This is a genomic window from Flavobacterium sp. A45 (genome assembly GCF_002001005.1).
GTDB lineage: Bacteria > Bacteroidota > Bacteroidia > Flavobacteriales > Flavobacteriaceae > Flavobacterium.
Map to the genome: position 1 here is coordinate 59,599 of NZ_MUNX01000151.1, position 11,779 is coordinate 71,377.

12 protein-coding genes are annotated in these 11,779 nt (G+C 35.3%); 9 read left to right on the plus strand and 3 right to left on the minus strand.

Features of this window, described 5'->3' with window-relative positions; translation table 11 throughout:
* Positions 1–105: 105 nt before the first annotated feature.
* The 6 genes from B0E44_RS18055 to B0E44_RS18080 all read left to right on the plus strand — a co-directional run bounded on the left by B0E44_RS18055 (position 106) and on the right by B0E44_RS18080 (position 3,603).
* On the plus strand, positions 106–1,056 hold the full coding sequence (locus B0E44_RS18055; protein ID WP_077378686.1) for a 2-hydroxyacid dehydrogenase: 951 nt from the start codon (positions 106–108) through the stop codon (positions 1,054–1,056).
* A 93-nt stretch (positions 1,057–1,149) separates the two neighbouring features.
* Entirely contained in the window at positions 1,150–1,428 is a 279-nt protein-coding gene (locus B0E44_RS18060) for a TM2 domain-containing protein (protein WP_077378689.1), read from the plus strand.
* Between the two features lie 198 nt (positions 1,429–1,626).
* Positions 1,627–1,965: a TM2 domain-containing protein gene (locus tag B0E44_RS18065; RefSeq protein ID WP_077378785.1), complete on the plus strand. Its 339-nt coding sequence runs from the start codon at positions 1,627–1,629 to the stop codon at positions 1,963–1,965.
* A gap of 3 nt (positions 1,966–1,968) precedes the next feature.
* Positions 1,969–2,373, plus strand: coding sequence for a DUF2752 domain-containing protein (locus B0E44_RS18070; protein ID WP_077378692.1), 405 nt, complete (start codon positions 1,969–1,971; stop codon positions 2,371–2,373).
* A complete protein-coding gene (locus B0E44_RS18075) occupies positions 2,370–2,819 on the plus strand; it encodes a DUF4870 domain-containing protein (RefSeq protein ID WP_077378695.1) in 450 nt (149 codons plus the stop codon). The genes B0E44_RS18070 and B0E44_RS18075 overlap by 4 nt, the downstream gene beginning before the upstream one ends.
* Positions 2,803–3,603: a M48 family metallopeptidase gene (locus tag B0E44_RS18080; RefSeq protein WP_077378698.1), complete on the plus strand. Its 801-nt coding sequence runs from the start codon at positions 2,803–2,805 to the stop codon at positions 3,601–3,603. The genes B0E44_RS18075 and B0E44_RS18080 overlap by 17 nt, the downstream gene beginning before the upstream one ends.
* A gap of 85 nt (positions 3,604–3,688) precedes the next feature.
* Here the strand turns inward: B0E44_RS18080 and B0E44_RS18085 are convergent, their stop codons facing one another.
* Entirely contained in the window at positions 3,689–5,491 is a 1,803-nt protein-coding gene (locus B0E44_RS18085; protein WP_077378701.1) for a GNAT family N-acyltransferase, read from the minus strand.
* Positions 5,492–5,689: 198 nt separating this feature from the next.
* On the opposite strand from B0E44_RS18085, the gene B0E44_RS18090 reads away from it, so the two are divergent.
* The 3 genes from B0E44_RS18090 to B0E44_RS18100 all read left to right on the plus strand — a co-directional run bounded on the left by B0E44_RS18090 (position 5,690) and on the right by B0E44_RS18100 (position 8,896).
* Positions 5,690–6,451, plus strand: coding sequence for an exodeoxyribonuclease III (locus tag B0E44_RS18090; RefSeq protein WP_077378704.1), 762 nt, complete (start codon positions 5,690–5,692; stop codon positions 6,449–6,451).
* A gap of 283 nt (positions 6,452–6,734) precedes the next feature.
* Complete coding sequence (locus B0E44_RS18095; RefSeq protein ID WP_077378707.1) at positions 6,735–7,673, plus strand: OmpA family protein; 939 nt, start codon at positions 6,735–6,737, stop codon at positions 7,671–7,673.
* 185 nt (positions 7,674–7,858) lie between these two features.
* Positions 7,859–8,896 carry an aldo/keto reductase gene (locus tag B0E44_RS18100; protein WP_077378710.1) on the plus strand — a complete coding sequence of 346 codons (1,038 nt, stop codon included), beginning with the start codon at positions 7,859–7,861 and terminating at the stop codon, positions 8,894–8,896.
* Between the two features lie 72 nt (positions 8,897–8,968).
* On the opposite strand, the gene B0E44_RS18105 is transcribed toward B0E44_RS18100, so the two are convergent.
* Together B0E44_RS18105 and B0E44_RS18110 are read right to left on the minus strand one after the other, a co-directional pair.
* Positions 8,969–10,336, minus strand: a complete 1,368-nt coding sequence (locus B0E44_RS18105) for a sorbosone dehydrogenase family protein (protein ID WP_077378713.1) — start codon at positions 10,334–10,336, stop codon at positions 8,969–8,971.
* Positions 10,337–10,525: 189 nt separating this feature from the next.
* A complete protein-coding gene (locus B0E44_RS18110; RefSeq protein ID WP_077378716.1) occupies positions 10,526–11,686 on the minus strand; it encodes a vWA domain-containing protein in 1,161 nt (386 codons plus the stop codon).
* Between the last annotated feature and the right edge of the window lie 93 nt (positions 11,687–11,779).

Consider the following 11,779-nt stretch of genomic DNA (forward strand, 5'->3'; position numbering starts at 1 on the left):
AAGGAAATGGCTAATTTAAGCATTGTAGGTTAATTATTCTGGGTTTAAAGGATAAACCGTGATTTTTTAGCTAATTTTGAGACTCTAATTTAGTAATCTTTTTATATGGACATCAAAATCCTTCATATTGACAGCAATAATCCCATCCTTTGGGAACAATTGGAGCAGGCTGGTTTTATCAATCATGCTGATTTTACTTCTTCCAAACAAGAAATCGAAGCCAAAATTCAAGACTACCAAGGAATTGTTATTCGAAGTCGTTTCAAAATTGACAAACAGTTTCTGGACAAAGCGACCAATTTGCAATTCATCGCTCGAGTAGGAGCTGGACTGGAAAGCATTGATTGCGATTATGCAACATCTAAGAATATTGCATTGATAGCAGCTCCTGAAGGGAATTGTAATGCGGTTGCCGAGCATACTTTGGGAATGATTTTGTCCTTGTTTAATAAATTAAACATAGCCGATAGTGAAATTCGTTCCGGTGAATGGAACAGAGAGAAAAATCGTGGTTACGAACTCGACGGCAAAACGGTTGGAATTATAGGATATGGAAACATGGGAAAAGCTTTTGCGAAAAAACTTCGTGGTTTTGATGTAGAAGTATTGTGTTACGATATCAAGGAAAATGTGGGTGATGCCAATGCCAGACAAGTTTCACTACAGGAATTACAGCAAAAAACTGATGTGTTGAGTTTGCACATTCCGTGGACGCCTGAAACTGACAAAATGGTGAATTTAGATTTTATTAATGCTTTTGCAAAAGACATTTGGATTATCAATACCTCCAGAGGGAAGAATATCATAACAGCCGATTTGGTTACCGCCATGCAATCTGGAAAAGTTCTTGGGGCGGGATTGGATGTTTTGGAATACGAGAAACTATCTTTTGAAAACCTATTCCAGAATAAAAATACACCAGAAGCTTTTCAGTATTTATTAGATGGCCGAAAAGTGATTTTAACACCACACATTGCTGGTTGGACCTATGAAAGCCACGAACGGTTGGCACAAGTGATAGTAGACAAAATTAAGGCTTTGTACGGAAAAAAATAAACATGTAAGATTTTTAATGGTCTAAAAAATAAGATTTTGTGATATTTTTTTATAAATTAGACGACTATTAATTAATAAATTTAATTTTCAATTATGGAGAATTCAAAACGAGAAGATTGGAATAACCCACACCCAATTCGTCAAGAAAACAAAAAAATTTTAGCAGGGATTTTAGCGTTGATTTTCCCATACTTTGGGATTCATAAATTTATCCTGGGATATACGCAAGAAGGTATAATTCAGATTATAATAAGTGTTGTAACTTGTGGAGTAGGTAGTATAATAGGTTTTGTAGAGGGAATTATCTATTTGACTAAATCTGATGAAGAATTTTATCAAACCTATCAGGTCGGAAAGAAAGGTTGGTTTTAAAAAAAAATAAAGTAAATATGAATCCCGTCTCGTCAAAAGAAGAGACGGGATTTTTTATGCCTTATTTAATTTGTTAATGCAAAATAAATTATTTTAATAATAAGACATTTCTGTTAATATTTATATATTAGCAAAATTATGGAGTATCCGAAAATCCAAAAAAAGAGTAGGGAATTAACCAAAAACCAAATTATTAGAATGGATTTACAAAAAGTTGACATGTTCATGATGTTGAACGCAAAGTATTTTGAAGGGCATCATTTGCCTCAAATTAGAGAAAAACTAGTTGAATTAGATGAGACAAAATGGCCTTTAGTCCTAAATATGCAATTTAAGAGTGCTGATACTCTAATGATTATTTCATTGTCAGCAGGTCAATTAGGAATTGATCGATTTATGCTTGGAGATACCGGGATGGGAGTTTTGAAACTATTGACTTGCGGAGGATTTGGTATCTGGACAATTGTAGATTGGTTTTCAATAATGAGTTTTACTCGCGAAAAAAACCTAGAAACTTTTTTGAATTCATTTTACTAAACAATGTCTAAAAAAAAGATATATTCGATTGTTCTGATGGCCTGTTTATCAGGCTTTATTTATCTTTTTTTCAATTCATTTTATAGCAAACAAATTCATTTTAGCTTGTGTATTTTTAAGAATGTAACAGGGATTCCTTGTCCTTCTTGTGGTACCACCCGAGCAATTCAATTAATTCTTAAGGGGAGCATTACAGAATCATTATATATGAATCCATTTGGAATCATTGTTGTTTTATTAATGATTATTGCTCCTTTATGGATTCTGTATGATGTAATTGATAAAAAGAATTCATTTTTATTTTTTTATAAAAAGGCTGAAGAAATAATAAGAATAAAATGGATATCAATAGTATTAATCGGTCTGGTTCTTTTGAATTGGATTTGGAATATTTATAAAAAATTATGATTCACAAAACACTTTTTGCCTACAAGCCTAGCGAGCATGAAAAGGAGAGAGCGTCTAATAGTTATTTGATGTCTTTAGTAGCCTTGGTCGCAGGTTTACCGTTGCCTATAATGAATTTGCTGGCATCCGTTTTCTTTTATTTGGGAAACAGAAAAAGTACCGCTTTTGTAAAATGGCATTGTACACAAGCTTTACTGGCTCAATTGGGCTTGTTTTTCTTTAATACAGTTGGATTTTGGTGGACTATTTCCGTTGTTTTTGATGGTGGAGAAGTGACGAACCATTATATCGCTTACATGATTACCATTGTTGGGTTTAATTTACTTGAATTTATTTTCACGCTTTATTTGGCTACCCAAACCAGAAAAGGAAATCATATCGAAATGTATTTCTTTTCGGATATTACTAATTTAATCTGCAAGACCAATCATGAAAACACTATTTAGAGGATTGTCAATAGTAGTAGTCTTTTTTGGGATTTGGTTTTTGCTGTCCCAAGTTGATTTCATTACTTTTTTTAAAATAGATAAAGCAAAAAGCGCAACCGAAAAAGGAATGGGCGATATGATTTGGGATCAAATAAAAACGACGGAAGATATAATCGTAAATGATTCGATTACCAAATCGTTAGACAAATTATTAAAACCATTGTGTGAAGAAAACGGAATCGAGCGTGATAGTTTAAAAGTACATGTAATTAAGAAAGATGAGGTTAATGCCTTTGCATTGCCGGACGGTCATTTGGTGGTGTATTCCGGATTAATTGAGGCGTCAAAGAATGAACAGGCGTTGATAGGTGTTTTGGGACACGAAATTGCTCATATAGAGAACAATCACGTGATGAAAAAATTATCTAAAGAAATTGGTTTTTCTGTTCTTATGTCGATAACTACGGGGAATAACAATAGTGGAGTAATTCGGGAAGTTATGCATACATTATCATCATCGGCTTATGACCGATCTCTTGAGAAAGAAGCGGATATTGCCAGTGTTGAATATATGCTGAAAGCCAAAGTCGATCCAGCACCATTTGCCGATTTTCTATATGATATGTCTTTTGATAATAAACTGGAAAGTGCTTTGTCTTGGGTAAATTCACATCCAGAATCTGAGGAAAGAGCTAAATATGTTTTAGAATACATAAAAGGTAAAAAAATCAATAAGAAAACAGTATTGTCTCAAACAGAATGGGAACATTTTCAAGGAGCAGTCAAGAATTATGAAAATTAAAATTTTTCAAAGCATAAAAAATCCCGTTTCGTCTATTTTTAGGACAAAACGGGATTTTTATAATCTTAAAACTGGAATCTAAAATCTACTCTTCTTTATCATTCAGCTTTCGTTCCAATTCAGCTTGAAATTCTTCCATTACTGGTTTCATTGTGCTTTCAGGAATATCGGCAATTCGAATGTACATTAATCCATCGATAGCGTTATTGAATAAAGGATCAACATTAAAAGCGACCAGTTTTGCGTTTTGTTTGATGTATTTTTTAATCAATACAGGGAGTCTCAAAATCCCTGGTTCCAACTCGTCAATCAATTTATCAAATTTATTCAAATCGGCTTCAGCTTCATCAAAAATAAAGTCTTTGTCTGCATCTTTTAGTTTGACCTTGAATTCTTTCTTTGGGTGAACGTATTGTGCAATGTAAGGATCATAATAGTGTGATTTCATAAACTCAATCATCAATGATTTCGAAAAATCCGAAAATTGATTACTGATACTTACGCCTCCCAATAAATATTTATGTTCTGGATAATGTAAAGTTGTGTGTATAATTCCTCTCCATAATAAGAATAACGGCATTGGTTTTTGCTGATATTCTTTAATGATAAAAGCCCTGCCCATATCGATAGACTTGCTCATCATGTCATGAAGTTCAGGCTCAAAACGGAACAGTCCGTTGAGATAAAAACCTTCAATGCCATATTTAGGAAAAATCTGCGATCCAAGTCCCATGCGGTAAGCCCCGGCAATTTGCTTGGTATCATCATCCCACAAAAAGAGGTGGCGGTAATATTTATCGTATTTGTCGATGTCAATAGACTCATTAGTTCCTTCGCCTACTTCTCTAAATGTGATTTCGCGCAAACGGCCTATTTCATGCAGTATATTTGGAATCTGTTTGGCCTCTGCAAAAAACACTTCGTAATTTTTGCTTTGTAAAAGACGAAGATCTGCAGTTCTCAAAGCCTCTACTTCCGTAATCATTTTTTCGGTACTGGCAGGAGTAACAATTTTTTTAGGAGGTTTTGAAGGTATCAAATTGGCCGCATTCAAAAAATTATTTTCTTTTTCAAATGGATTAGCAAGCATATAGGTTTTCTTTCTCAAGAATTCCGTATAATCCTCAATCGATTCATATTCGTTTTGCTCAGCTACCGAAATTGGTTTTCCAACACGAACCTTGATGATACGGTCTTTTTGAGTCAATAATTCCGAAGGCAGTTTTGCAGTTCTAAGCGTGTCATTTATTTTCGATAAAAAATAAAATAAACGGCTGTTTTTGGCATGAAAGTAAATTGGAACAACAGGAACTTGAGCTTTTCGAATTACTTTTATAGCACCTTCTTCCCATGCTTTATCAACGACTAATTTACCGTCTTTATAAGTAGAAACTTCTCCCGCAGGGAACATTCCTAAAGGTTTTCCGTCTCTAAGATGACGAAGTGTTTCTTTGATTCCCACCACGCTTGATTTCGCATCTTTGTGATTTTCAAAAGGATTCACCGGCATGATGTAGGGCTTCATCGGGTCAATACGGTGCAGTAAAAAATTAGCTATGATTTTGAAGTTAGGCTCTCTTTCTAGCATTAATTTCAATAATAGAATACCGTCAATTCCTCCAAGTGGATGATTAGAAATAGTAATATAGGCACCGTCTTTTGGCAAACGTTTAAAATCCTCTTCGGGAATCTCAAATTTAATTTGAAATTCGTCCAATATGGCATTCAGGAATGGCAGTTCTTTCAAATGCTTGTTCCTGTCGTATATTTGATTTAATGTCGAAATCTTCAAAACTTTCATCAACAGCCAACCCGAGAAAGTACCAAAAACCCCGTACTTGTCTGTATTGATTGCTTTTGCAACTTCTTTTGCGGTAACTAGACCCATTTATTTTTTCTTTTTTGAGCAAGAGACAAAGATAGCAAAATACTCCATTTTTTATGCTTTTTTTTTGAATCAATCTTTACGCTTTTTACTACTTTTGGATTCCATAGCAGAAAAAGAATCCAAGATTCTGACAGAAAACAGAGTAGAAGAGTATTCCTGCTGTGAATGCAATTTGGATATAAAAACTAACTTAGACACATGAAGATAATCTCATACAACGTAAACGGAATTCGAGCAGCAATTACTAAAGGATTTATTGAATGGCTGCAGCACGCCAATCCAGATGTTATCTGTTTACAGGAAATCAAGGCAACCGAAGAGCAAATCCCCGTTGCCGATATTACTGCTGCCGGCTATCCGTATCAATATTATTATCCAGCCACCAAAAAAGGCTATAGCGGCGTTGCCATTCTTTCAAAAATAAAACCCAATAATGTGGTGTACGGAACCGGAATCCAGCACATGGATTTTGAGGGACGAAACCTTCGTGCCGATTTTGATGACTGTTCTGTAATGAGTATGTACTTGCCTTCGGGAACTAATATTGATCGTTTGAGCCATAAGTTTATGTATATGGATGATTTTCAAAACTACATCGACGAACTCAAAGCAACCATTCCAAATCTTATCATTTGCGGAGATTATAATATCTGTCATGAGGCAATCGATATCCATGACCCCATCAGAAACAAAAACGTTTCGGGATTTCTACCCGAAGAAAGAGCTTGGCTCGATAAATTTATGAAATCCGGTTTTGTGGACAGTTTTCGTCATTTTAACAGCGAACCGCATCAATATTCTTGGTGGAGTTACCGCGCCGGAGCTCGTGGTAATAACAAAGGTTGGCGCATCGATTACAATTTAGTGAGCGACTCCTTAAAACATAAACTCAAAAGAGCCGTTATATTACCAGACGCCATGCATTCAGATCATTGCCCTGTTTTGGTAGAAATAGAATAGAAAAAAGTCAATATCAAGACCAATGACAATTTCAATTAAACAGCAATTTTAAATAAAAAATGATGAAAGGTTTAAGGAGCTAATCCAGCTATTCGTTTCAATCTTGTTTGCAAAAATCATTTTTTGTAAGCTATTGTAGGAGCTTCCGTTGGTCGCTCTGCACTAGTAAGAAAAAATAGATTTTTCACAAACAAGGATTTTCACTGCTATCTGGGCTAGGGTATTCCGTCTTACAAGAATTTTTGACCTCAAATACCACATATAAATAGTAAAACTTAACAAAATGATTAAAAAAATTTCGATCGGACTTTTAATTATGGCACTGTCCACTTCTTGTGTTTCCAAGAAAATCTACAATGATCTTGAAAACCAATTTGCCAATTTAAAAAAGGAAAACAGAACCATTTCAGACGAAAATGCAGCGCTGCTGGCTTCCAAAAAGCAATTGGAATCTGAGAAAGAAGCACTGAAAAAGAATTTGGATGATGTTAATGCTAATCTGGCCAAAGTGCAAGCCGATTATGAAGCTGCCAAGAACAAAATGAAAGTTATGCAGGATTCGTATGCTGCTTTGGAGAAAAACAGCAACGAGGCATTGGAAGCCAATATGAAGAAGAATCGTGATTTATTGGCGCAATTGGACGCGAAAGCAAAAGCATTGGCACTAGAACAAGAAAAATTGAATGCAAGCAGTCAACGTTTAAAAGAATTGGAAGATTTAATTGCTGCCAAAGAAGCCAGCATGAAAAAACTAAAAGAAACGCTTTCCAAAGCACTTAATAGTTTTGAAGGCAAAGGTTTAACTGTTGAACAAAAAAACGGAAAAGTTTATGTTTCTATGGAGAACAAACTGCTTTTCAATTCAGGAAGCTGGGCTGTAGGTTCCGAAGGAAAAAAAGCGGTTGTAGAAGTAGGTAAAGTATTGGGTGACAATCCAGATATTTCCGTATTAATAGAAGGCCACACTGATGATGATCCATATGCAGGTTCTGGACCAATTGCTGACAACTGGGATCTTTCGACCAAAAGAGCAACTGCTATTGTTACGATTTTGGGAGAAAACAAAAAAGTAAACAAACAAAATCTTACTGCTGCTGGAAGAAGTGAATATTCACCATTAGCACCAAACAGTACAGCAGAAGGAAAATCCAAAAACCGTAGAATTGAAATTATTTTAACTCCAAGATTGGATGAAATTTCAAAAATGTTGAATGAATTTTAGATGGAAGATACTGAGTTGCTAAGATTCTAAGAGACTAAGTTTAAAAGGTTCGCGTGTAAACGTTGAACCTTTTTTGTTAATATTAGGCAAAGCCAACCTGAAAACGAAGAACTAATTTTTATCTTTGCTTCCAAAAAAAAAATACTTAGGAACTTAGCTCCTTAGAATCTTAGCCTCTTAAATAAATGAAATACACTACTTTACCGAACACCGATATAAAAGTCAGCAAAATATGCCTTGGAACGATGACTTTTGGACAGCAAAACACAGAATCCGAAGGGCATGCCCAAATGGATTATGCACTAGAGAAAGGAGTTAATTTTTTTGACACAGCCGAAATGTATTCCATTCCGAGTAGAGAAGAAACATACGGAAGCACTGAAAAAATCATTGGAACCTGGTTCAAGAAAACCGGAAAAAGAGAAGAAGTTGTTCTAGCTTCCAAAATTGCAGGACCGAATCCTAATTTTGGCTATATGCGCGAAAAGTTGGACTTTTCACCTGCGAGTATTCAATATGCTTTAGACAATAGTTTACAGCGCCTTCAAACCGATTATTTGGATGTGTATCAATTGCATTGGCCGGAACGCAAAACCAATTGTTTTGGACAGCGTGGACTCAAAATTCAAGACGATGCTTGGGAAGATAATTTCCACGAAGTTCTTGAAACATTAGACGGCTTAGTGAAAGTCGGTAAAATAAAGCATGTGGGAGTTTCCAATGAAAATCCTTGGGGATTGATGCGTTTTCTGGAAGAAAGCAAATACCACAATCTGACTAGAATTAAAACCATCCAAAATCCATATTCTTTATTGAATCGCCTTTTCGAAAATGCTTCTGCCGAAGTTTGTCTTCGTGAAAATGTGGGATTATTGGCGTATTCACCTTTGGCTTTTGGTGTTTTGTCAGGTAAATTTTTGACTGGTGAATCTCATCCAAATGCAAGGTTGAGCCTCTTTCCACAATATGCTAGATACAGCAGTGCGAATTGCACTGAAGCTACCAAATTGTACCAAGAAATAGCCCACCAACACGGATTGACATTGACGGAAATGGCATTGGCTTTTGTACAGCAGCAACGTTTTGTGACCAGTTCAATTATTGGTGCGACTACTATGGAACAGCTCAAAGAGAATATTGCTACTATTGATGTTGTTTTATCAAGCGAGATCCTAAAAGAAATAGATGCTGTTCAGGCTGTTATTCCTGATCCTGCGCCTTAATCATGATGCAGAATAATTTTAAATACCCAGTCTGAGTTCAAAACTCTGATTGGGTTATTTGTTTAAGATAAACTATTCTACAATCAGTCTATAGGTCGAAAGATGTCCCTGTTCATTTTTGACGGTAACGATATAAAACCCTTTGGAAAAATTATCTATTTTGACAATGTTTACATCTTTATTTTCTGTTTTTTTCTTCAATAACATTTTACCTTCCATGTCAAAAAGGGTAACTTCTGTAGGGTGATTTTTGTTCGATTTTTGAATAACAATTTCTGATTTAGCCGGATTTGGATAAATTACAAATTGGGTTTGGTCAAATGTATTGATGCCAAGTGAAGTATCAATAATTTTGAAAATACTGCCGTTATTGATGGCCGCAACATATAACTCTCCGCTGGAATCTTCTCCAAAAGTAGAAAAGTTATTTCCCGAAAAGACTTGTGAATAAGTCAGCGTGCCACTTGAGGTCATTATTCCAATTTTTGGATCACAATAATCTGTAAAAAAATATAATCCCTTGAAATTAGGATAAGCCGTTCCGTTATAGACATAACCACCAGTAATAGAACATGCACCAGTAGAATGGTTTATGGTTTTTAGTGGAAATTTGAGGGTAGTTTGCGAAGGGCAACCCGTAGTGTTGTATTGCACTTCTCCTTCGTAGCAACGCCAGCCATAGTTTAATCCGGCTTGTGTGGCAGCTGTCATGTTGATTTCTTCAATGTTGTTTTGGCCAACGTCGGCAATCCATAGATTTCCAAGTGTTTTGTCAAAGGAGAATTTCCATGGATTTCTTAGACCTATCGCCCAAATTTCATCAGCTCCTGAAATTCCTAAGTATGGATTTCCAGAAGGAATACCGTATGGTGTTCCAGAATTTACATCTATTCGAAGCATTTTTCCCAATAGGGTGTCTATGTTTTGCGCTCTGTTTTCTGGGTCTCCACTGTCGCCGCCATCGCCCATTCCAATATACAGATAGCCATCGGGGCCAAATTTTAAAGTGCCTCCTTTATGGTTTGTGTAAGGCTGTGAAATGGTTAATAGTATAGTCCCGCTAGAAGCATCAGCTAGATTTGGATTTCCAGGGTTTACAGAATATTTGGCAATCACGGTATCTCCAGACAAGTTTATATAGTTGATAAAGAATAATCCATTTACAGTATAATTGGGATGAAAAGCCAAGCCTAGCAAACCTTGTTCACCACTGTTAGTTATTAGCGTAGAAATAGTAAGGAAAGCATTTGGATTAACAGACCCGTCGGAATTTAATATTTTTATAAGACCACCTTGTTCTACAATAAATAACCGACTATCACCAGCATTTGTAATTTCTACAGGTCTCGTAAAACCAGTTGCAAAAGAGTGTAGCCCGATAGTTTGTGAATAGGAAGAACTTAAACAATGGAACATGAGAAATAAAGCTGCTATTTTCATAATCGATTGATTATTAAAGTATGAACAAATTTACAAATAAAAACAATTATTTATGTATTTAACTTATTGTTTATTAGGTTAATAAATATTTTACAGCTAATTTTTTATCCATTTCTTTTTTATAAAAAAAGGGTTCAGCTTTAATTAAAAGCAAACCCTTTTTACTGTTCGTCTTTAAGACACGAATTATTATTTTTCGACTGTATAGCCTTTTGCTTTCGCCAAAGCGACAATAGAAGTATTTATAGCATTTCCTAAATCGTCTTGTGATTTTGTTTTTTTGGCTTCAGCATCAATATATTGTTGGCGTTTTTTGCCTAGTTCTCCAATTTCTTTCTGAATCGCTTCTCTTTCCTTGGTTTTTTTAGTTACAATAGCTTGTACTTCAGCTTCTGATTTGTTTTGAAGTTCGGCTGGCAATTCTTCTTTTTTAATTTTAGAAATGGCTTTTGAATCTTCTTTTACTCTATCAACCAGATCCCAACTTTCATTTTTATACACCGCTTTGGATTTGCTTACAGCTCGTTCAGCATAATTAGCTGATGAAACTTTTTGAGCATTCTTGTCTTGTGCTTCTTGGTTCATTTTTTTGGAAGATCCTTTTGAGCCATAGCCAATATAAGTGTTGTTTATCATTACATTGCACTTAGATATTTGATCGTCATAAGGCGTTGATACGTATTGCACCGAAAGATTAGAGTCAATGTTGAAGTATTTCCCTTTTCCATAATCGGCTCCGTCTTTCCAAAAGGTGTTAATGCCTTCCATGCTGTTTCCGCAGAAAATCGTATTCACATAAATATCATTTTTCATCGCATCGCTTATGGCTTCTTTGTAGTTTATTCCGCCTTGGTTGAAAGCTTCGTTTCCTGCAATGTAGATAAGTTTCATATTGTCATTTGCTTTTCCCCATTGCAATTTTTTGGTCGCATCTTGGATTACTGCACCGCAATATTCATTACCGCCGTTGGTTTTTAAAGCAAACAATTTTTCGGAAATCAAGTCCAAGTCGGAGGTAAGAGGGGTTACTTGTCGAATGTAATTCGATTGTTGCGCCAATCCGTCATTACCATATTCGTATAAAGCAATTTCGATATCGGGATTTTTACCAGAATATTTAAGCGTAGTAAGTGTGTTTACAATATTCCAGAGTCTGGATTTTGCCTGATCGATTAATCCGTCCATACTGTTGGAAGTGTCCAATAAAAGAGCAACTTGAATTTTGTTGTTTTCTGATGCTTTTGGTTTTTCGGTTTCATCGTTTTTGATTGGTTTTGCATTCGTATAATTACAGCTTGCAAAAGAGATTGTAGTTGCCAAAAGCGCCGAGATAAATAGAGTCGATTTCATGATTTTTCGTTTTTAAAGGTTGATTACAGACCAAACTTAAAAACTAAAAACACTCCTTTTTTGGACAAATTGTGAAACGGTCTTTTCACTTGG

Bases quoted from the DNA above. Each gene is read 5' to 3' on its own strand.
- B0E44_RS18055 (WP_077378686.1), top strand. From the start codon at position 106: ATGGACATCAAAATCCTTCATATTGACAGCAATAATCCCATCCTTTGG.
- B0E44_RS18100 (WP_077378710.1), top strand. From the start codon at position 7,859: ATGAAATACACTACTTTACCGAACACCGATATAAAAGTCAGCAAAATA.
- B0E44_RS18065 (WP_077378785.1), top strand. From the start codon at position 1,627: ATGGATTTACAAAAAGTTGACATGTTCATGATGTTGAACGCAAAGTAT.
- B0E44_RS18110 (WP_077378716.1), bottom strand. From the start codon at position 11,686: ATGAAATCGACTCTATTTATCTCGGCGCTTTTGGCAACTACAATCTCT.
- B0E44_RS18085 (WP_077378701.1), bottom strand. From the start codon at position 5,491: ATGGGTCTAGTTACCGCAAAAGAAGTTGCAAAAGCAATCAATACAGAC.
- B0E44_RS18105 (WP_077378713.1), bottom strand. From the start codon at position 10,336: ATGAAAATAGCAGCTTTATTTCTCATGTTCCATTGTTTAAGTTCTTCC.
- B0E44_RS18095 (WP_077378707.1), top strand. From the start codon at position 6,735: ATGATTAAAAAAATTTCGATCGGACTTTTAATTATGGCACTGTCCACT.
- B0E44_RS18075 (WP_077378695.1), top strand. From the start codon at position 2,370: ATGATTCACAAAACACTTTTTGCCTACAAGCCTAGCGAGCATGAAAAG.
- B0E44_RS18090 (WP_077378704.1), top strand. From the start codon at position 5,690: ATGAAGATAATCTCATACAACGTAAACGGAATTCGAGCAGCAATTACT.
- B0E44_RS18060 (WP_077378689.1), top strand. From the start codon at position 1,150: ATGGAGAATTCAAAACGAGAAGATTGGAATAACCCACACCCAATTCGT.
- B0E44_RS18070 (WP_077378692.1), top strand. From the start codon at position 1,969: ATGTCTAAAAAAAAGATATATTCGATTGTTCTGATGGCCTGTTTATCA.
- B0E44_RS18080 (WP_077378698.1), top strand. From the start codon at position 2,803: ATGAAAACACTATTTAGAGGATTGTCAATAGTAGTAGTCTTTTTTGGG.